General features: G+C 40.9%; 22 protein-coding genes and 1 pseudogene. 19 read left to right on the forward strand and 4 right to left on the reverse strand.

Going from position 1 to position 21,198, the window contains the following annotated elements:
- The first annotated feature begins 4 nt into the window (after positions 1-4).
- Positions 5-868 (forward strand): prephenate dehydratase, encoded by an 864-nt coding sequence (gene pheA / locus IQ283_RS07160; RefSeq protein ID WP_194219405.1) that lies wholly within the window; start codon positions 5-7, stop codon positions 866-868.
- Positions 869-938: 70 nt separating this feature from the next.
- Here the strand turns inward: pheA and IQ283_RS07165 are convergent, their stop codons facing one another.
- Positions 939-1,484 carry a transcription repressor NadR gene (locus IQ283_RS07165; protein ID WP_370314245.1) on the reverse strand — a complete coding sequence of 182 codons (546 nt, stop codon included), beginning with the start codon at positions 1,482-1,484 and terminating at the stop codon, positions 939-941.
- Between the two features lie 40 nt (positions 1,485-1,524).
- A complete protein-coding gene (locus IQ283_RS07170; protein WP_194219406.1) occupies positions 1,525-2,649 on the reverse strand; it encodes an IscS subfamily cysteine desulfurase in 1,125 nt (374 codons plus the stop codon).
- Between the two features lie 123 nt (positions 2,650-2,772).
- Here IQ283_RS07170 and nadB point away from each other — a divergent pair, with 123 nt between their 5' ends.
- From nadB to yajC, 14 genes and pseudogenes are all read left to right on the forward strand, one after another.
- Positions 2,773-4,323, forward strand: coding sequence for an L-aspartate oxidase (nadB, locus tag IQ283_RS07175; protein ID WP_194219407.1), 1,551 nt, complete (start codon positions 2,773-2,775; stop codon positions 4,321-4,323).
- A pseudogene (gene nadC, locus IQ283_RS07180) lies at positions 4,277-5,118 on the forward strand (carboxylating nicotinate-nucleotide diphosphorylase). Before nadB ends, nadC begins: the two are co-directional and overlap by 47 nt.
- Positions 5,115-6,218, forward strand: coding sequence for a quinolinate synthase NadA (gene nadA / locus IQ283_RS07185; RefSeq protein WP_194219408.1), 1,104 nt, complete (start codon positions 5,115-5,117; stop codon positions 6,216-6,218). Before nadC ends, nadA begins: the two are co-directional and overlap by 4 nt.
- Before the next feature lie 187 nt (positions 6,219-6,405).
- Positions 6,406-8,292: a SafA/ExsA family spore coat assembly protein gene (safA, locus tag IQ283_RS07190; RefSeq protein ID WP_194219409.1), complete on the forward strand. Its 1,887-nt coding sequence runs from the start codon at positions 6,406-6,408 to the stop codon at positions 8,290-8,292.
- Positions 8,276-9,187 (forward strand): phosphotransferase, encoded by a 912-nt coding sequence (locus IQ283_RS07195; RefSeq protein ID WP_194219410.1) that lies wholly within the window; start codon positions 8,276-8,278, stop codon positions 9,185-9,187. Before safA ends, IQ283_RS07195 begins: the two co-directional genes overlap by 17 nt.
- A gap of 77 nt (positions 9,188-9,264) precedes the next feature.
- Positions 9,265-9,891 carry a YhcN/YlaJ family sporulation lipoprotein gene (locus IQ283_RS07200; RefSeq protein ID WP_194219411.1) on the forward strand — a complete coding sequence of 209 codons (627 nt, stop codon included), beginning with the start codon at positions 9,265-9,267 and terminating at the stop codon, positions 9,889-9,891.
- A gap of 114 nt (positions 9,892-10,005) precedes the next feature.
- Positions 10,006-10,755, forward strand: a complete 750-nt coding sequence (locus IQ283_RS07205; RefSeq protein ID WP_194219412.1) for a YebC/PmpR family DNA-binding transcriptional regulator — start codon at positions 10,006-10,008, stop codon at positions 10,753-10,755.
- Between the two features lie 102 nt (positions 10,756-10,857).
- Positions 10,858-11,394, forward strand: a complete 537-nt coding sequence (locus IQ283_RS07210) for a BofC C-terminal domain-containing protein (protein ID WP_194219413.1) — start codon at positions 10,858-10,860, stop codon at positions 11,392-11,394.
- Positions 11,395-11,521: 127 nt separating this feature from the next.
- Entirely contained in the window at positions 11,522-12,124 is a 603-nt protein-coding gene (gene ruvA, locus IQ283_RS07215) for a Holliday junction branch migration protein RuvA (protein ID WP_194219414.1), read from the forward strand.
- Between the two features lie 12 nt (positions 12,125-12,136).
- Entirely contained in the window at positions 12,137-13,135 is a 999-nt protein-coding gene (gene ruvB, locus IQ283_RS07220; protein ID WP_194219415.1) for a Holliday junction branch migration DNA helicase RuvB, read from the forward strand.
- A 2-nt stretch (positions 13,136-13,137) separates the two neighbouring features.
- Positions 13,138-13,335, forward strand: coding sequence for a DUF2905 domain-containing protein (locus IQ283_RS07225; protein WP_194219416.1), 198 nt, complete (start codon positions 13,138-13,140; stop codon positions 13,333-13,335).
- Positions 13,336-13,462: 127 nt separating this feature from the next.
- Complete coding sequence (queA, locus tag IQ283_RS07230; RefSeq protein WP_194219417.1) at positions 13,463-14,509, forward strand: tRNA preQ1(34) S-adenosylmethionine ribosyltransferase-isomerase QueA; 1,047 nt, start codon at positions 13,463-13,465, stop codon at positions 14,507-14,509.
- A complete protein-coding gene (tgt, locus tag IQ283_RS07235) occupies positions 14,506-15,648 on the forward strand; it encodes a tRNA guanosine(34) transglycosylase Tgt (RefSeq protein WP_194219418.1) in 1,143 nt (380 codons plus the stop codon). Before queA ends, tgt begins: the two co-directional genes overlap by 4 nt.
- A gap of 40 nt (positions 15,649-15,688) precedes the next feature.
- Positions 15,689-15,961: a preprotein translocase subunit YajC gene (gene yajC / locus IQ283_RS07240; protein ID WP_194219645.1), complete on the forward strand. Its 273-nt coding sequence runs from the start codon at positions 15,689-15,691 to the stop codon at positions 15,959-15,961.
- Positions 15,962-16,003: 42 nt separating this feature from the next.
- On the opposite strand, the gene IQ283_RS07245 is transcribed toward yajC, so the two are convergent.
- Positions 16,004-16,393, reverse strand: a complete 390-nt coding sequence (locus IQ283_RS07245) for a TIGR04086 family membrane protein (protein WP_194219419.1) — start codon at positions 16,391-16,393, stop codon at positions 16,004-16,006.
- A 67-nt stretch (positions 16,394-16,460) separates the two neighbouring features.
- Between IQ283_RS07245 and IQ283_RS07250 the strand changes: the two genes are divergently transcribed.
- Both IQ283_RS07250 and IQ283_RS07255 read left to right on the forward strand, forming a co-directional pair.
- Positions 16,461-17,810 (forward strand): ArsB/NhaD family transporter, encoded by a 1,350-nt coding sequence (locus tag IQ283_RS07250; RefSeq protein ID WP_322098086.1) that lies wholly within the window; start codon positions 16,461-16,463, stop codon positions 17,808-17,810.
- Between the two features lie 156 nt (positions 17,811-17,966).
- On the forward strand, positions 17,967-18,632 hold the full coding sequence (locus IQ283_RS07255) for a YetF domain-containing protein (RefSeq protein ID WP_194219420.1): 666 nt from the start codon (positions 17,967-17,969) through the stop codon (positions 18,630-18,632).
- A 33-nt stretch (positions 18,633-18,665) separates the two neighbouring features.
- Here the strand turns inward: IQ283_RS07255 and spoVB are convergent, their stop codons facing one another.
- Positions 18,666-20,219 carry a stage V sporulation protein B gene (spoVB, locus tag IQ283_RS07260; protein ID WP_194219421.1) on the reverse strand — a complete coding sequence of 518 codons (1,554 nt, stop codon included), beginning with the start codon at positions 20,217-20,219 and terminating at the stop codon, positions 18,666-18,668.
- 120 nt (positions 20,220-20,339) lie between these two features.
- Between spoVB and IQ283_RS07265 the strand changes: the two genes are divergently transcribed.
- Together IQ283_RS07265 and IQ283_RS07270 are read left to right on the forward strand one after the other, a co-directional pair.
- A complete protein-coding gene (locus tag IQ283_RS07265; protein WP_194219422.1) occupies positions 20,340-20,825 on the forward strand; it encodes a COG2426 family protein in 486 nt (161 codons plus the stop codon).
- A gap of 89 nt (positions 20,826-20,914) precedes the next feature.
- Positions 20,915-21,172, forward strand: coding sequence for a post-transcriptional regulator (locus IQ283_RS07270; RefSeq protein ID WP_226614507.1), 258 nt, complete (start codon positions 20,915-20,917; stop codon positions 21,170-21,172).
- Positions 21,173-21,198 lie beyond the last annotated feature (26 nt).

Here is a 21,198-nt window from a genome sequence, read left to right on the forward strand (position 1 = left end):
GAAAATGGATAATCAAAAGAAGATAGGTTTTCTTGGACCAGAAGGAACTTTTACAGAAATCGCAGCAAAAACGTTATTTCAAGACGAGGATCGGACACCTTTTCCTACGATTCGCGCATGCCTTGAAGCAGTAGAAAATGGTTCTGTTGACTATGGCGTTGTTCCTCTAGAGAATACGATTGAAGGCTCCGTTAATATGACGCTTGATCTTCTTTCGCAGCAAGTTTCACTTCCAATCGTAGGAGAGCTTGTATTGCCAATTCGACAGCACTTACTGATCCATCCTGATCAAAACGATTGGACAAAGATTACTCGAGTTCTTTCGCATCCGCACGCGATAGCCCAATGCCATGTTTTTCTACAAAAGGAGTTAGCTCAAGCTGAGCTTAGTAATGCAGCGTCTACAAGTGCTGCAGCGGAATATGTGCAGAGTACCGGAAAGATCGAAGAGGCAGCAATTGGTAATGAACTTGCTGCAGAAAAATACGGATTAACCATTGCACAGGCTGACATACATGATACAGAAGATAATGATACTCGCTTTCTTGTTTTACATCAAACGGCTGAACCGCTCCCGAGAACTAACCTATTTCGGGAAGACCGCGTCACTTACAAGATTATTCTTCCTTCAGATTATCCTGGAGCCCTCCATCAAGTGCTTGCGGCATTTGCATGGCGTAATCTCAATTTAACGAAAATCGAGTCTCGCCCAATGAAAACAGGACTTGGTAACTATTTCTTTATTATTGATGTCGAACGTCCTAACCGCGATGTACTCTTAAAAGGCGTAATGGAAGAAATTCAAGCGCTTGGTATTGGTATTTCTGTATTAGGAGAGTACCCCTGCTTTGTTGTAACGAATAAATAGCGATAGGAATGCAATAAAAAGGAACGGCATCTGAGCCGTTCTTTTCTATTGGAAAATAAAGTTTTTAGAATTAGTCCTGTTCTAATAGAAACCCTTCGTGTTTTAATGCGTTGATAACAGCCTCAAGCTGTGATTTAGAGTTTGCTTCGATTGTATGAAGATGAACACCAGAAGTAAGCTCGGACAAAAGAGAAGCATTTGTCATAGAGAGCTTAGAAAGAAATTGATCTGCTTCAAAGCGATTTCCTACGTAAAGTGAAGCTGTTAAGTGTCCATAAAGAGGATGCTCAACGGTGACGTCTTTCACAGTCCCTCCGTTATCAACTATTGTATAGAGTTCATTCTTTGTATCTTCTGGTAAATGCTTGCATGCAATCACTTGTTCTTGCTTTGTATCTTTCCGATCTGAAGAGAACATGACATATCCTTGGGAAGTAGCGATAATCGGTTCATTTCTTGCTTTTAACAAAGAAATATCCTGGACAATCACTTGTCTGCTGACATTGGTTCGTTTTGATAAATCACTTCCTGTTAAAGGCTTTTCGCTCTCTTTCAGCCATTGAAGAATGAGTAACCTCCTGTTCTCACCCAGAATTTTTTCTCCTTCTTGTCCCACTATTGAAAACCCCTTTCGAAGACCACGATGTGTACCCTTATTATATCTTTGTTACGGAAGTGCGTGTAAGGATTTCATGAAATACGTCTGCTATTTTCTCGATTTCTTTCTGTGTAGTTCTTTTTCCAAAGCTTATACGAATTAACTCTCTAGCTTCATCATCCGATCTCCCCATTGCTCGTAATGTCTTTGAAGGCTGCTGTTGGCCAACTGAACAGGCTGATCCAGTTGAAATAGCAATTCCTTTGCGATTCAGCTCTAGCATGACATATTGTCCTTCCAGCCCTTTTATTCGAAGTCCGATAATATGTCGTAGTCCTTCTTCTCCCTCGATGACAATATTCGGATGAGTAAGTTTATTCACGAGGTAGGCACGTAAGTTTGTATATTTTGTTTGGTTCGAGTTCAACGCATGAATCGTTTCTTCTGCTGCTGCAGCAAAGGACATAATGCCTGGAACATTTACGGTACCAGGACGAAATCCTTTTTCATGAACGGTTCCGGGTAAATTCTGCCTCCATGCTAAAGACGGTGCAATATAGCATGCGCCAACACCTTTTGGTCCATATACCTTATGGGATGAAACGGATAATGCAGAGATATGCATCTCCTTGACATTAATCGCGATTTTGCCGAAAGCCTGTACCGCATCTGTATGGAAAAGAATGTGACGCTTCGCAAGTTCTTCTCCGATTTCTTTCATTGACTGAACGGCTCCTATTTCACTATTCCCAAAGGCGATCGATACTAAAATCGTGTCTTCACGAATAGTCTTTAACAATTCACTAAGTAATACATGCCCATTATGATCATAAGAAAGATATGTTACCTCATATCCTTCCTGTTCTAGCTGAGAGAATGTATGCAAAACGGAAGAATGCTCTGCAGCACAAGTAATCAAATGTCCTTTAGCATACATTTTTACTAAACTTCTAAGAGCAAGTATATTTGATTCTGTTCCACCAGATGTAAAATAAACTCCTGATGGTTCGCCATTTATGTGAGAGGCGATTGAACTACGCGCAGCTTCTAGTAAATGAGAAGCGTCGGTGCCAGCATCATGAGAACTTTGTGTATTTGCATAGAAATGCTGTGCGGCATGAGTATATGCCTCAATTGCAGCTTCTGACATCGGTGTTGAAGCTGCGTAGTCTAAATAAATCATTTTAATCTCCTCGCTTATATTCCGTCTTGTTATTTATTTAAATATATGTAAATATAGGTGTCAAGACACATGTTAATTTACTTTGGTGTAATCTCCATATTGTTCAGCGAGAGAAGGGATTTCATGAATCAGCTAAAAACAGATGTATTAGTAATTGGAAGTGGCGTGAGTGGATTGATGGTGGCCGAACTTCTTTCGGCGCAAAAGAATGTGACTGTTATCACAAAGTCTAAGTTTGGACAAAGCAATTCAATGCTTGCACAAGGAGGAATTGCCGCAGCTACAGCTGATGAAGACAGCTGGACAAATCATTTTTTTGATACGATTCGTGCCGGGGTTTTTCATAATAATGAAGAACTAACGGAACTTTTGGTCAGAAAAGGACCAGATCAAATCGATCAGCTCATAAACTTAGGAGTTCATTTTGATCAAGAAGCTGATGGAAAGTATAAAAGGTGTAAAGAAGGAGCTCATAGTGTTTCACGTATTTATCATTCTGGGGGAGATGCGACGGGGAGAGAAATTGTTTTAACGCTAATGAAGCGTGTTCAAAGAAAGTGTACGATCATTGAGCATCATCAAATCGTTGACTTAACAATGAAAGATGGGCAGTGTATTGGAGCTGAAGCGATCAATCAAGAAGGTGAAAGAATGCTTATTAATTCAGCGTACACTATTCTCGCTACCGGAGGAGCGGGGCAACTTTATCCTGTTACTTCAAATGAACTATCAATAACGGGCGATGGTCTTGCGATGGCTTATCGTGCCGGAGCCGTTCTAGCCGACCTAGAATTTATGCAGTTTCATCCTACAATGTATGCAGGAGACACCGAGCAATCGTTCCTTATTTCAGAAGCTGTCCGAGGAGAAGGCGGCATTTTATTAACGTCTGAAGGCAAGCGTTTAATGGAAGGTAAGCATGACCAATTAGATCTCGCCCCAAGAGATGTCGTTGCGAGAGAGATTCAACAAGAGGCTTCGACTGTATATCTTGACATATCAAAGGTTTCACAGTTTGAAGAACGATTTCCAACAATCGCTAAGCAGTGTAAAAGTCATGGCGTAAGATTAGCTGAGGGAATCATTCCCGTGAAACCAGGCGCCCATTTTCTTATGGGCGGAGTAATGACGGACCAGGTTGGTAGAACATCCATAGAAGGTTTATTTGCTCTTGGTGAGGTCGCTCATACAGGTGTACACGGTGCTAACCGTCTTGCAAGCAATTCTCTTTTGGAGGGAATTGTATTTGCTAGTGAAGCGTCGGAGTGGATTCTTCAAAATAAACGGAACGTTACGGAAGGTAAATTGGAGAGCTCACATTTTCAACTTCATGAACCTTTGTTAACAACAAATGAGTTAAAAAACATAATGGAACAACATGTAGGAATGGTGAGAACAAGTGATGGGTTAGCTTACTCGCTAAGAATGCTTCAGCTGGATGAAATGAGGCTAGTTGAGGATTTAAAAATACAGTCAATCGAGCGATACAATATGTTTCAGGTAGGGTGGTTAATGGCAACTTCAGCTTTTCTTCGTGAGGAAAGCAGAGGAGGGCATTATCGCGCAGATTATCCAGATCAGAAGCAAGAGTGGAAGCAAAAAAGAATACTCAGGGGGATATATTGCGATGATTGGGCTGAAAGTCAAAAAAGATCTCGAACAGTTTTTTATTGAAGACATTGGAAATGTTGATTTATCAAGTGAGTTGTTATTTCGTTCAGAGGATCAAGCTGAGGCGCTATTTGTAATGAAAGAGGCTGGCGTTTTTTGTGGGCATCAGGTAATCGAGACCGGGTTTGAACTTCTTGATCGGGATATTTGTGTCGAGGTTTACGTCGAAGATGGCGATCACGTTCAAACTGGTGAAGTAATTGCTTCTGTTAAAGGAAATGTTCGCACAATATTAACGGGAGAACGGGTTGTTTTAAATATGATACAGCGAATGAGCGGTATTGCAACGATGACTTCTCATGCTGTGGAAATTTTGGGGGATTCATCGATTCGGATCTGTGATACACGCAAAACGACGCCTGGGTTAAGAATGTATGAGAAGTATGCAGTAAGGAGTGGAGGAGGATTTAATCATCGAATGACACTTGATAGCGGGGTAATGTTAAAAGATAATCACATTGCCCAGTTTGGTAGTATCGAACAGGCTGTAGCACATGTGAAAGGTCGCTTAGGGCATATGACCAAAATTGAAGTTGAGACGTCATCTGAAATAGAAGTTCGTCAAGCGGTGAATGTGGGAGCAGATATTATTATGTTTGATAATTGTTCTCCTACAGAAGTCGCTTCATACGCGCAGTTAGTACCTGACCACATTATAACTGAAGCTTCTGGGGCATCACGCTTAAGAACCTTGCAACTTATCGTGATACAGGTGTTCAGTTTATTTCACTCGGCTGCTTAACACACTCTGTTAAAAGCCTTGATATTAGCTTACGAATGAAAGGGGAAGAGAAATGAGTATTTTAGATGCGTTGAAGCGATCGAACGGACTTCCTGATCGATACAAAGAACTATCAGATCAAGAGATGGTAGAAAAAATCACAGCGATTAAAGCAGAGATGGGGGAGCGTTTGTATTTACCTGCCCATCACTATCAAAAAGATGAAGTCGTTCAATTTGCAGATGATACCGGAGATTCACTTCAACTTGCCCAGCTTGCCGCTCGGAATAAGAAGGCAGAAGCAATAGTCTTTTGTGGTGTTCATTTTATGGCCGAGACAGCAGATATTTTAACTGAAGAAGATCAAACGGTTATTTTACCTGATATGCGAGCGGGATGTTCGATGGCTGATATGGCGAATATTCATCAAACTGAACGTGCTTGGAGCCATCTCATTAATCTTTTTGGAGAGACCATTCTTCCCCTAACTTATGTAAATTCAACGGCAGCTATTAAAGGATTTGTTGGAAGAAACGGAGGGGCAACTGTTACATCTTCAAATGCTGTAGCAATGGTTGAGTGGGGTTTTACTCAAAAAGAACGCATCCTATTTTTACCTGATCAGCATCTTGGGCGGAATACAGCTTACGACCTTGGTATTCCACTTGAAGCGATGGCAGTGTGGGATCCAATAACGGATACGCTTGAATATGAGGGAGATTATGATGCAATTAAGGTGATTCTTTGGAAAGGTCATTGTTCCGTCCATGAAAAGTTTACAGTTCAAAACATCGCACAAATTCGAGAGAATGATCCTGATATGTCCGTCATTGTTCATCCAGAATGCAGTATTGACGTTGTTAAACGTTCTGACTTATCAGGATCTACTAAAATGATTATTGAAACCATTGAGGAAGCAGAGCCAGGTACGAAATGGGCAATCGGAACAGAAATGAATCTTGTGAATCGGATCATTCAACAGCATCCAGATAAAAGAATTGTTTCTTTAAACCCAAATATGTGTCCTTGTCTTACAATGAATCGAATCGATATGCCCCACCTTCTTTGGGCGCTTGAGGAAGTACAAAGTGGAAAGAAAACGAATCAAATAATCGTTGATCAAGAAACATCCTTCTACGCAATTAAAGCATTGAATCGAATGCTTGATCGAGCATGATGGATAAGGAATCAGACATGATGTTTGATTCCTTTTTTTATTGAAGAGAGAGACACTATACATAGCTACACTTGCTCCTGCATATTAATGTGATGATCTTATCCTTTAAAAAAGGTAGCAATCTGCCCAGTCACGCATACACTGTACTGAATTTCATTGTACTGATTACAGGAGGGAGTTTTTTAGCTTGAAAATACATGTCGTTCAAAAAGGCGATACTTTGTGGAAAATCGCTAAAAAATATGGTGTTGATTTTGAACAACTAAAAGCTGTTAATTCACAGCTTAACAATCCTAATATGATTATGCCTGGTATGAAAGTGAAAATACCATCTGGCGGTGTTCCGGTAAAGAAGAAGGAAATGCCGATTAAAGAAATGAAAAAAGAAATGCCTAAGAAAAAAGAAAAGCCAATGATGAAGCCGAAAGAGAAGCCTTCAATGACAATGCCGATCAACAATGAATTGAATATGAACATGAACATGAATATGAACATGATGCCTCAAGAAGAGAAGCCTAAAAAGGTTAAGCCAAAAGAAATAAAGCCTGAAAAGAAAATGAAGCCTGTTGAAAAGAAGGCTGAGAAGAAAGTAGAAGAGAAAAAGGCAGCTGCGAAGAAACCTGTTGAGAAAGCGAAGAAAGCAGAAAATTTATTCTATCCAATGAATGACGAAGAAGTGCTGAGCGAATTTGAATCCTCATCAATGGAAATGCCCCCACCGCCAATGAACCAGGGCTATCCTAATAATGTAGCGGGTGCAACGAATTATGCGAACAAAGAATACAATGGAGGTTACCCGGGGTATCCAACTTCTATAGGCGGAGCGCATATGGGCTTCCCAAACAACCAGAATATTGCTGGTGTATATGATGGTTATGGGAACAAAAGTAATCAAAATGGCTCTCCAGGAGAAGTGGCTGGGATGTATCAAGGCTATGGAAATAAAGGTGGCTATCCAGGTTCAGTTGCTGGAGCAGAAATGAATAATTATGGCCATAAAGGAGAGGAAAGCTCTGAAGTAGCTGGGGCTTATGAAGGGTATGGTCAGCCGAATTTCGGTGCGCCTTCTGGGAATGTAGCAGGCGCGTATAATCAAGGTGACGGCTATCCTAATCAGAATGTAGCAGGCGCATATCAATATGGAAATAAGAGTTCTGTCGGTGGGGCTAATAAAAATAATTATGGAATGGGCGAAGAAAGCTCAGATGTAGCAGGAGCAAGCTACGGTCATAAAGCCAATCAACAAATGTCAGGCTATCCAGGCTCAATAGGTGGCATGCAATATGATGGGAATCAGGGTTACCCAAATCAAAACGTAGCGGGTGCGTATGAAGGTTATGGTCACAAAGGAAATAATGGTGGTTATCCAGGTTCAGTAGGTGGCATGCAATATGATGGGAACCAGGGTTATCCAAATCAAAACGTAGCGGGTGCGTATGAAGGTTATGGTCACAAAGGAAATAATGGTGGTTATCCAGGTTCAGTAGGTGGCATGCAATATGATGGGAACCAGGGTTATCCAAATCAAAACGTAGCGGGTGCGTATGAAGGTTATGGGCACAAAGATAACAATGGAGGTTACCCAGGCTCAGTAGGTGGCATGCAATATGATGGGAACCAGGGTTATCCAAATCAAAACGTAGCAGGTGCGTATGAAGGTTACGGGCACAAAGGGAACAATGGTGGATACCCAGGTGCTGTAGCAGGTGCAGCTTCCGGTTATCCGCAAATGAATATGGGCTACCCAAACGTCGCAGGTGCTTCAATGAATGGGAATGGTATGCCATCACCTTATGGCCATAAAGGAAATGAAGAATATCCTGAAGCTGTAATGGGAGCTTATGGCTATCCAAATGAGAACGTAGCAGGCATGATGATGCCTCCGGGTTACCCGAATCAGCCAATGGTATCACCTTATCAACAGCACGACTGTGGATGTGGTGGGAATCCGAACGTATCACCCTATCACCAAATGCCGCAATATGCTAATCCGGGATTTGTTCAGGGAGCGAATAAAGCGCCAATGATGGATGATTACATGGGCATGGAAAGTAGCTATGCAGAATCACGCTAAGGAAAAAGAGGACGGTATCCTGGAAAGGGTACGTCCTTTTTTTCTTCATTTAGAACGTGTTAATTCATTTGTTTGGAAGGGCAGATTGATTACTGGGGTATCGGTTTATTTGAAAGGATCTGTAAAAAAGGAATCGTTAAGAAAGCAAATACACCTCTCACATCACTGTTCAGATTCTTTTATTACTTTCATTCCATTTCCAGATGGCGATTGGCTTAAGGAGGACGGGGGACTATATTTTGCCTGTATGAAAACAATGAAGGGCCGAACGCTCAATTACTCATTGAAAGAAGATCGGCTTTTAGCGATTGAGAAAGTAGCACACTTTCATCAAGAAAGTATAGGATTAGTCAGTAAAGATATTTTTCCCGTATCACTTACTCGTAAGTGGACGAACCGTTTAATTCGCTTCAAGAATGAAGTAGGATCTTCTCTAATATCTGCAAATGAAAAACAATTCATTCAGTATTATATTTCTGTAGGGGAAGAAGTCATTTCGGGTATGACAGCGATCGAAGAATTGGAACGAAATGCTCTCCGTGATAAATGCATTGTTCACGGCGACCCCGCACATCATAATTTTATCTTTCGTACGGATACATTATTATTGATTGATGGTGACCTTGCGAACTATGCCCCTCATGAATATGACTTTTTGCAGTTAATAAATCGAATGCTGCCTCACTGTAACTGGTCACTGGATGAATGGTCACGATCTCATATCCCGACTGTTCGACATTGCTTGGAGAACCCTTTGTTGTGTAGGCTTCTAGCCTATCCTGCCGATTTCTACCGAGAATGGTTGATGAATCCAAATGGAAGAAGTGCCCTATTAGTTAAAATGGCACAACAAAACGACCTTAGATCACGGTTTATCAACTCGATTCTGAAGTAGGTCCCTCTGTTACCTAGAACTAACAGATTAAAATGATAAGCCTCCTCACATTCTAAAGGTGAAAGGAGGTTTTAAATATGAAGAAAACAGTCTTGACGCTTTCAACGATGATGCTCGCAGGTGGTTTGATCGGCTGTACAGCTGATAATGAGGCGATGGATACGCGTTATAACGACTCAGCACGTCCAATTGGTTACTACACAAGTGAAGATAATAACGGTGATTACCGTGAAGGTGCAGTAACGGATATGATTGATCGTGACTATTCGAACGGAGTTAAGGCCCCTGACAAAAAGCAAATCGATAAGCGAAATGGCATGAATGGCCCTGGATATATGCGTACAGATAACAATTATTCAGGTTATGATAATGAGCTTTCTACACGACTAGCTAAACGAATCAATAAGCTTAAGAACGTGGATGATGCTCGAGTTATCGTATATGGTGATCAAATTATGATTGCCGTTGATACAAACGACCAAAACGATGCAGATGTTAAAGACAAGGTTCGCAGCGAGGTAGCAAAAGTAACAAAGCAAAAGAACGTGTCAATCTCAACAGATGAAAATGTGTTTGGTCGAATGGGCGATGTTAATAACCGTCTCGAAGATGGAGATGGTTTTGAAGAGGTACAGGCAGATGTGAATGCCATATTAGATGATATTGGAAATGCTGCAAAACGTCCATTTGAAAACAATAAATAACAAAAATAACGAGCGGGCAGTAGCCTGCTCGACTACATATGCATAACTCTTTTCGGAGACTTGAGTCCTATGATATAGTTGGGAAATCAGTTCATTTGAAAGGAGTTCTCTTAGATGGCAGGACATTCCAAATGGAAAAATATACAGCGTAGAAAAAACGCTCAAGATGCTAAACGTGGAAAAGTATTTATGAAGCTAGCTAAGGAAATCTTTGTAGCTGCCAAGCAAGGAGGGGGCGATCCGGAAACGAATCCCTCATTAAGGCTTGCTGTGGACAAGGCGAAATCATCAAATATGCCTAACGAAAACATTGATCGAGCAATTAAGAAAGCTACAGGGGATTTAGACGGTGTTCAATATGAAAACGTGACGTACGAAGGGTATGGCCCTGGTGGTGCCGCCATTATGGTTCAACTACTTACCGATAATAAAAATCGAGCTGCAGCAGATGTGCGTCATGCTTTTAGTAAAAATAAAGGGAATATGGGCGAAAATGGCTGTGTTTCATTCTTATTTAACCGAAAAGGTCTCCTTGTGATCGATCGTTCCGAAAATGATCTTGATGGAGATGAATTGATGCTTCAGGTTATTGAAGCCGGGGCTGAAGAAATGGAAACAAATGAGGATGCTTATGAGATTTATACCGATCCCCAGGAATTCCAAGATGTAAAGCACCAATTACAAGCGAGCGGATTAAGTTTCTCTTCCACTGAAGTCACGATGATTCCAGAAACGTATGCTCCACTAGAAGATGAAGATGGGCTTCATATGTTAAAGCTAATTGATATGCTTGAAGATAACGATGATGTGCAAGATGTTTATCATAATGCTGAAATAAATGATGATGTTTATGATCAATTGTGAGCTACAGTTTTTCTGTAGCTTTTTTTGATGCATATTCCTCAATAAAATGGAAACGCTAACGGCATGAACTTCTTGAAAATGGAAGAAAGGTGTTGGAAACATATGAAAAGCCTTTATCCACTCCTTCTATTAGGTGTACTTCTTGTTCTTGGAGGAACATCGGCCGTGGCTTATGAAGGAGATGGCATATCACCGGTTACAGGAACCAAAACTCAAGAAAAAGGACCACTAGTTGTTGAAGTTGTATTGAGAACAAATTATGCGGACGGTGTTTCAACGAACCAATCTGTATATGAAACCATATGGGCAATGGAAGACTTTTGGAGTCAATACGCTGATTGGCAACTTGTAGATCAGGAAGTAGGACGAATGATATTTGAACGGAATCTAGAAGATATTTCGCCTGCGAGTAAACAAAATGGACATTTTGGATTAACAGAGGATGGCATTCTTACGATATTTGATGGAATTCCGGCAGAAGAGAAAGTCATTCAAACATTTTTTCAAATTGATGTAGGAAAGCTAGAAAGTCAAAGAAGAGAGCAGCTTATGGAAGGAATTCCAGTAGAGTCATGGTATCAGTTTGAAGACGTCATCCAGTCTTTTTCTAAAATTAAAAAAGAAGAACCTGTCCAGTAAGGGCAGGTTCTTCTTTTGATTTAGACGCTTATCTCCGTTTCTAAACGCTCGTCTCCGCTTTTCATCTTTTTATGGTAGAATGGAGAGATAGAAATACATGTTCGTATGTACAGGGGAGAGAGTAGCTTTGATAGAATATATTAAAGGCACGGTTGAATATATTGATACAGAATACATTGTTGTAGAGTCGAATGCGATAGGATATAAAATTTATTGTGGGAATCCTTTTGAATTTCAGAAGTTCCGTAATCAATCGATTCAAATTTTTACGCATCATTACGTTAGAGAAGATCTCATTGCCCTTTATGGATTTCCAACACGGGAAGAGCGACTTTTGTTTGAGAAGCTTCTAAATGTTTCCGGTATCGGTCCTAAGGGAGCTGTGGCCATTTTAGCGACTGGTGAACCTGATAAAGTTGTGAGTGCCATTGAAATGGAAGATGAGAAATTTCTAACAAAGTTTCCTGGCGTTGGTAAGAAAACTGCCAGACAAATTATTCTAGATCTAAAAGGTAAGCTTAAAGGCTTTGGCGCTCCCACTGAGGGATTGTTTGCAGTGGATGAAGTTCAAGAAGAGGGTGCTCATGAGCTAGAAGAAGCGCTAGAAGCATTGAAAGCTCTTGGGTATGCTGAACGAGAAATTAAGAAGATTAAACCAAAGCTAGTTGAAGAAACGCTAACGACAGATCAGTATATTAAAAAAGCCCTTCAGCTTATGCTGAAGCAATAAGGAGGGAGTAAAGTGGAAGATCGAATTCTATCAGGAGAGCAGGTCGGTGACGACTCATCCGTAGAATATAGCCTCCGTCCTCAGCGATTAAGTCAATATATTGGACAAGAAAAGGTAAAGCGAAATCTTGAAGTGTTTATTGAAGCGGCTAAAATGCGTGAAGAGCCCTTAGATCATGTGCTGTTGTACGGCCCTCCTGGTCTAGGTAAAACGACTCTCTCAGCCATTATTGCAAACGAGATGGAAGTGAATTTGCGTACAACATCAGGTCCTGCGATTGAAAGACCTGGTGATCTTGCAGCTATATTAACCGCCCTTGAACCTGGGGATGTTTTATTTATCGATGAAATACATCGACTACCTCGAAGTGTTGAAGAAGTTCTTTATCCTGCGATGGAAGACTACTGTCTAGATATTGTAATAGGAAAAGGCGAAACGGCAAGATCTGTTCGTTTGGATCTGCCACCGTTCACCCTAGTAGGCGCTACGACAAGGGCTGGACTATTAACGGCGCCTTTACGAGATCGTTTCGGCGTACTGAGTAGATTAGAGTATTATCTTGAAGATGAACTTCAAACTATTTTAATGAGAACAGCTGACATTTTCGATGTTGAAATGGACCACGCTGCTGCTGTTGAACTTGCCCGAAGATCGCGAGGGACACCTAGAATTGCCAATCGCTTGCTAAAACGTGTAAGGGATTTTGCACAGGTGAAAGGGGATGGCGTCATTTCGCACTCACTTGCTTCTCAGGCTCTTGAGATGATGCAAGTCGATCCTCTTGGACTTGATCATATCGATCACAAGCTTCTATTAGCCATCATAGAGAAATTCCGTGGAGGTCCTGTAGGAGTAGATACAATTGCAGCAACGATTGGTGAAGAAAGTCATACCATTGAAGACGTGTATGAACCCTATCTACTTCAAATTGGATTTCTTCAGCGTACACCTCGTGGACGAATGGTTACTCATCAGGTATACGATCACTTTGGTATGGAGATTCCTCAATAGCGATGGGAATTTCAAAACTGTTTATTATCTTAGGGATCGCCTTCTTGGCCATTGGTGTGTTGTGGTCCTTTATTGGGAAATTACCTGGTGACATCGTAATCAAAAAAGGAAACACTACGTTTTTTTTCCCGATTGTAACCTCAATAGTCGTTAGTATTGCCTTGTCTTTACTTTTTTTTATTATAGGTAAGTTCAGATAAGGGGCAGCTTTCCAAACGCCATTTTCAACATGGTCGAAGGGGAACTGCCCCTTAAGGGTGCGCCAACAGGTAGAGCTGTGGTAAAATCAATAAAGTTGAACACTTTCTAGAAACAGTGGTGAATAAAATGAACGTAAATGATTTTGATTTTGAACTTCCAGAACGGTTAATTGCTCAAACGCCGTTAAAGGAACGGACAAAGTCCAGATTGATGGTATTAGATCCATTAAAGCAAAAGCTTCAGCATCGCGAATTCTCCAATTTAGAGGATTACATAAATCCCGGTGATTGTCTTGTGTTGAATGATACACGAGTCATGCCAGCTAGATTGTATGGATCAAAAGAAGAAACAGGAGCTAAAATTGAAGTGCTGCTTCTTAAGCAAATGGAAGAGGATCAATGGGAGACTCTTGTTAAACCGGCTAAGCGAGTTAAGCCAGGCACTGTGATTTCATTTGGCGATGGACGTCTAACAGCCGTATGCAAAGAGTCACTTGAACATGGCGGACGTGTATTAGAGTTTCAATACGAAGGCGTTTTCTATGAAATTCTTGATCAGCTTGGCGAAATGCCTCTTCCACCTTATATTACTGAAACGCTCGATGATCAAGAACGATATCAAACCGTTTTTGCTAAGCATAGAGGATCAGCAGCAGCACCAACTGCTGGCCTCCACTTCACAGAAGAAATGCTTCAGCGTCTTGAAGATAAAGGCGTTCATGTCGCATTTATCACACTTCATGTGGGTCTTGGCACTTTCCGACCAGTTTCCGTCGATAATATTCTTGAACATGAAATGCACGGGGAATTTTATCAACTGACAAAGGGCACGGCTGAACTGTTGAACAGTGTAAGGGAATCGGGAGGCCGAATCATTTCTGTCGGTACTACTTCAACGAGAACACTTGAAACCGTGGCATCAGCACATGATGGACAATTTGAAGAAGCTTCTGGTTGGACCGACATTTTTATTTATCCGGGTTATACTTTTAAAGCAATCGATGGGCTGATTACAAACTTTCACCTGCCTCAGTCAACATTGATCATGCTCGTGAGTGCCCTTGCGGGAAGAGATTTTGTGCTTTCTGCTTATCGCACGGCTGTTGAGGAAGAGTATCGCTTCTTCAGTTTTGGTGATGCAATGTTGATTTTGGAAGGGAGTACGAAAGAATGACAGAACCAATTCGCTATGAATTAATAAAAACGTGTAAACAAAGTGGGGCACGTCTTGGAAAGTTGCACACGCCACATGGTACGTTTGATACACCGATGTTTATGCCTGTTGGAACACTTGCGACAGTGAAAACGATGAGTCCAGAAGAACTAAAAGAAATGGGCGCTGGCGTTATCCTTAGTAACACGTATCATCTTTGGCTTCGTCCTGGTCATGATATTGTCAAAGAAGCTGGGGGCCTTCATAAATTTATGAACTGGGATCAGCCGATTCTTACTGATTCTGGAGGATTTCAGGTCTTTAGCTTAAGTGACCTGAGACAGATTGAGGAAAAAGGCGTTCATTTTCGGAATCACATGAGCGGTGAGAAGTTATTCTTATCTCCAGAAGGCGCAATGGAAATCCAAAATGCACTCGGTTCTGATATTATGATGGCATTCGATGAGTGTCCTCCATACCCAGCAGAATTTGATTACATGAAAAGTTCTGTTGAGCGTACGAGTCGCTGGGCTGAACGATGCCTGACAGCTCATGAACGAAAAGACATCCAGGGGTTGTTTGGAATTGTTCAAGGTGGAGAGTATGAAGAGTTAAGAAAACAAAGTGCTGAGGATCTTGTTTCACTTGATTTCCCGGGCTATGCTATTGGAGGCCTTTCAGTAGGTGAACCGAAAGACGTGATGAATCGCGTGCTCGAGTTTACGACGCCTCACCTTCCAACTCAGAAACCTCGTTATTTAATGGGGGTTGGTTCACCAGATTCTCTTATTGACGGAGCTATTCGAGGCGTGGATATGTTTGATTGTGTTCTTCCTACTCGTATCGCGCGAAATGGAACACTAATGACTAGCAATGGTCGTCTAGTCGTTCGAAATGCAAAATATGCACGTGATTTCCGTCCGCTTGACGAGAATTGTGATTGTCATGTCTGCCGCAATTATTCGAGGGCGTATATTCGTCATCTTGTAAAATCCAATGAAACATTTGGCTTTAGATTAACGACTTACCATAATCTCTATTTTCTGTTAAACTTGATGAAGCAAGTTAGGCAGGCGATTATGGATGATCGTCTCCTGGACTTTAAGGATGAGTTTTTTGAACAATATGGGTTTAATAAACCAAATGCGAAAAACTTTTAATCCATAGATTGTATGATTGCTGGAAAGGGGTGAAATGAATATGGGTTCTACGTTAATGAATATAGTCCCGCTTCTACTAATGTTTGCGATTTTCTATTTCCTTTTGATTCGCCCGCAACAGAAGCGTCAAAAGAAAACGAAAGAAATGCAAGCAAGCTTAGAAAAAGGAAATAAAGTTGTAACGATCGGTGGTATGCACGGCATCATTGATGCAATGGATGAAGGTACAATTACAATCCGTACTACAGACGGTACAAAAATGGTGTTTGACCGAGCGGCTATCCGCGAATCAATCACTGAAAACAGCAAGTAACATAATAAAGAGCGTCCTCATCAGAGGGCGCTCTTTGTTCGTCTAAGCCTCTCGATGATTTCCGCCTCTAACATTTACCCCCATGATTCCTCCTAGAATGCAAATCAGACCATAACCAGCATGGTAAAGCAATTGTTCAAGATTCATGTTTATTCTGTAACCCAGATACTGAATGAGAAAGAGGAGAATGACGTACATAATGGCTGTTCCTCCTCCTAGTAGCCAACCGCGTTCTCCTCCTTTCCCACCTGAAATAAATCCACCTATAAAAAATGCAATAACGGTAGCAACAATAATGAACGGGCTCAGTCCGTTTTCTGATACAGATGTGAAACGAAGAATTAAAGAAAAAAGCACGCTAGTTGCAAGAACAATCACGATTATTGCTAATAGCCCTGAGCCCATACTTGAGACTGCATGTTTCGATCTCATTGTCTTCCTCCTTAAACGAGATAGTTTGTACATTCTATTCGTTTGAGAAGGAAATAGAAGTCTATTCATGAAATCGAACAGCTCGTCATACGATGTTAGAAACGGGACAGGGAAGGGGCAGCATGGATTGGAAATGATCATCGCGCTCATCATATTTGTTCTTGCTTACGTCGGCATATTAACTGAGAAAATTAATCGTGCGATCGTTGCCTGTGGCGGTGGTCTTCTCATGCTACTTTCAGGAATTACAACCACCGATTCTGCTTTCATGAACCACGTTGATTGGAATACGATTGCATTATTGTTTTCAATGATGATTCTTGTCTCCATTACAAGTCAGAATGGTTTGTTTGAATATATTGCCATCAAACTTGCGCAACAGGTACAAGGAAAACCGCTGCCGCTACTTGCTGTAATAGGGACATTGACTGCAATTGGATCAGCTTTGTTAGATAATGTGACGACTGTTCTTCTTCTCGTACCAATTACTCTTACCTTGACAAGGATACTTAAAATTACGAGCATGCCCTTTTTAGTAACTGTTATTTTATCTTCTAATATAGGTGGAACAGCAACATTGATTGGTGATCCGCCGAACATCATGATCGGGCAGGCTGTTGATCATTTAGACTTTAATGATTTTCTATATAATCTGGCACCGGTAGTTGTTGTCATTTATGCCGTGATCATGACAGGTCTTTTATTTTTATATCGAAAGGGATTGACTGTAGACGACGACCATCGACAGACGTTGCTTCGAATTAATGCAGATGATTATTTAAAGAGAGGACCTCTTCTTTATAAATCATCGATCGTTCTGCTAATGACGATTTCAGGCTTTCTGCTACATCCTATTTTACATACAGAGCTAACTAACATTGCGATGGCAGGAGCGGTCCTCTTATTACTCATCACACAAAATGAACACAAGATTGAAGAGGTTTTCGAGTCAATTGAATGGGTGACCCTGTTCTTCTTTATTGGATTGTTCATTTTAATCGGTGGATTAGAGGAAGTAGGGATTATTGATGAAGTGGCGAGAAGTATTCTCTTATACACGGACGGCGATTTGCCTAAAACATCGCTTGTGATTTTATGGGGATCTGGTTTTCTCTCAGCCTTTTTAGATAATATTCCATTTGTAGCAGCGATGATTCCTGTCATTACGGAATTTTCGGGTTATGGAATGACAAACCTTGATCCATTGTGGTGGTCGCTTGCCTTAGGCTCATGTCTTGGGGGGAACGGCACGTTAATCGGTGCTTCAGCAAACGTAGTAGTAGCAGGTCTAGCGCTGAAAGATAAACAAGAAGTTCGCTTTATTGAATTTTTGAAAATCGGAATACCTGTTGTTTGTGTTTCACTTGCCATTAGTACAATCTACATTTATTTCCGCTACTTGCTTCCCTACTATTGAGGGAAGCTTTTTTTTATTTGGGCTAAGATCATCCTATATTTGGTTCACACGTAATTTTAATGAAATGTAAAAATCCGTTTTTCCAATACATTCCCTCATGCTGAGCTGAAACATGGTTACACTAATCAAAACAAGACTGGAAGGAGGGATTCAGGGATGGAATTTATGACAGTCATAATGAGGACACTTGTTTTATATTTTGTCATCATTTTTGTTTTTCGAGTCATGGGAAAACGAGAAATTGGTCAGTTAAGCATTCTTGATTTTGTTGTCTCCATTATGATTGCTGAGCTTGCCGTTATGTCAATTGAAGACCCTCAAACGCCAATGATAAATACAATTGTTCCAATGGTCATTCTAGTACTTATTCAAATGATTATGGCTTATATTTCATTAAAAAGTGAGAAGGTTAGAGAAATTGTAGATGGAAAGCCGTCTGTTTTAATTGATCGTGGTCGAATTGATGAGATCGAAATGAAAAAACAACGGTATAACTTTGATGATTTGCTTATTCAACTGAGAGAAAATAACGTTGCTTCTGTTTCGGACGTGGAATTCGCCATCCTTGAGCCTTCTGGAAAGCTATCTGTCATTAGAAAAGAGGAAGATAATAAGAAGGAACACCCAGAGACATTGATGCCACTCCCTCTCATTCTCGACGGGAAAGTACAGGAGGAACATCTTGAACGAATTGGAAAAACAGCTTTATGGCTTCGTCAGGAATTAAGAAAAGTGGGTCATAAGGATATTAAACGTATCTCATTTTGTTCTCTTCATAAGAATGGCAGCTTTTTTATTGATTTAAAGAATGAAAAAAGGTAACCAGAGCGGTTACCTTCTTTTTTTCCTCCTCATTTAATGCACATATTTTCCGATAAGAGGGATTCTTCTAAGATCATTTCGATTAATTAACCCAAGTAATAGAAGGAGGATGCAATAAATAATTGATGTTACACAAATAGCAACAAACGTACCGAGTATATCTGATGATGAAGAAGCGAGGTTCTCATACAGAAAGTGACCAGCAACTCCGGCACCAATAATGGACGCAACCCCTTTCAATAAATCTCTCACTATGATGGAGAAACCAATCGCTTTTACGAGTGTTGCAAAATGGAGAAGCGTTACAAGTAATATCCCAATAACAATCGCTAGAGCAGCCCCCATAATGCCGAGTTCAGGTCTTGAAGCTAGGAAGAAAATTGCGGTGAGCTTTACGCCTGCTCCGATGAAGCTATTGATCATCGCTGCTTTAGCTAAATCTAATGCTTGAAGTGCGGCCGCAAGTGGTCCTTGAAAATAGTAGAAGAAAAAGAAAGGAGCCATTACTTGCACATAGATAGCTACATGAGGTGCTTGATACATGATATCCATTAAGGGAACTGCAAAAATATACGTAACAACAACTGAAAGGCCACCTGCAACCATGGATAGTCGAATCGCCTGGCTGAGACGATGCTGAATCTGTTTGTATTGTTTCTGAGCGTGAGCCTCACTGATTGCGGGGACGAGTGAGACTTGTAAGGAATACGTAATAAAAGTAGGCAGAAAAAGGAGTGGGATGGCAAGGCCTGATAAATGCCCGTATTGTGTGGTGGCAAGCGTTGTCGCAACACCAGCCATCGCCAGACTACGGGCAACCATGATTGGCTCAAAGAAATAAGATAACGAACCAATTAACTGGCTTCCTGTTGTAGGAAGGGAAATTTTCATTAAGCTGTTAAATGTTTCCCTCCCGCCTTTTAAATAATTGAAAAAACCGCTTCGAATTTTAATGCGCTTCTTCATTTTGAACATCGAGAACATAAATAGTAAGGAAGCAAGTTCTCCGAGAACAACGGAAATCATAGCGCCCGCAGCTGCAAACTCCACACCGTATGGAAGGAAAGCCCCTGTTAGAACCGCTACAAGGCAAATGCGGACAATTTGCTCGATTACCTGGGAATAAGCAGAAGGTCGCATATTTTGTAATCCTTGAAAATAGCCTCTTAGCACAGAGGAAAGAGCTACAATCGATACAACTGGAGCGATAGCAATAAGAGGATAAAAGGTACGGTCGTCTGTGAAAACTTCTTTTGATAAGAAAGGTGCAGCTAGTACCATAATTGTCGTAAAAATGACACTAAGGACAGTGGTAATGGAGAGCGATACAATTAAAATTCGTTTAATCTTTTGTCGATCTCCTTCGGCATCCGCTTCCGCGACCATCTTTGAGATTGCAACGGGGAGTCCCATACGTGTTAATGTAATGGTTAGAATTAGTGTAGGAACAGCCATCATATAAAGACCGACACCTTCTTCGCCCATCACACGAACCATCACTATACGGTTAATAAAGCCTAGTACCTTTGTAATTAACCCGGCGAGAATGAGAAAAAGAGTCCCTCTAAGAAAGGTTTGCTTTGACATATTCACCCTACTTTCTATCCAGAATGCACCTGCGAAATTGTAGAAAAGTCTAGATATTTTTTATCACTATGTATATGCTTATTAGGGGACAAAGCATGACAGGCATATAGGAGTGTTTCAATGAAAGAAGAAATTAAACAATTTGTCGTAGAGAACCTTGGTTTTCTACCTCATGAAGTGATTGTAGTTATTGTTTCAGCGCTTCCAATATTAGAGCTGAGGGGTGGATTACCTCTCGCGTATACCTTTGATTTTTCATTTTTAAAGGCGTTCTCACTTAGTCTTTTAGGAAATGTGTTACCGATTATTCCATTGCTTCTTCTTTTTCAGCCGTTAAGCAATTGGCTAATGAGATTTGGCTGGTATAAACGATTTTATGACTGGCTTTATCATAGAACGATAAGCAAAAGTAAAAATGTCGATAAGTACGGTGCAATCGGGCTTATTCTTTTTACCGCTGTCCCGCTTCCGACGACTGGGGCATATAGCGCATGTGTCGCTGCTGCTTTATTTGCGATTCGTTTTAAATATGCTTTTCTTTCCATCCTCACAGGAGTCATTATTGCAGGCCTTGGGGTTGGCGCAGCGATTTATTCCATTTTTTAATCCAGAGTGTAAAATGTTTGAAAGGTTATAGCGCCTCTTGATTTAATGCTATGTTGGACGCTAGCTTATTTGAGAAAGGAGACGGCGAGATGAAAGAGTGGAAGAAGGAAATATCCCCAGCGCTTGAAAGCAAGAGAGACGAGTTTTTGCTGTTAGGGTATAGTGGAGCGACCATGGACGAAATCTGGGAATGTCTCCTTGCACGCCTTGAAAGAAACAATGAATTAGAAGAAGTAAAGTTGCACAGACTTGTGAATGAAATTATGCGTTTATCGGTGAATGAATATATGAATTGGTTAACCATTCATGCATATAAAGGCACGAAAACGTTTGAAAGTCAGACTTAGAAAAGACTAAAATTGACAGAAAAATT

The sequence above is a fragment of the Pseudalkalibacillus hwajinpoensis genome (assembly GCF_015234585.1).
In the GTDB taxonomy this organism is placed as follows: domain Bacteria; phylum Bacillota; class Bacilli; order Bacillales; family Guptibacillaceae; genus Guptibacillus; species Guptibacillus hwajinpoensis_B.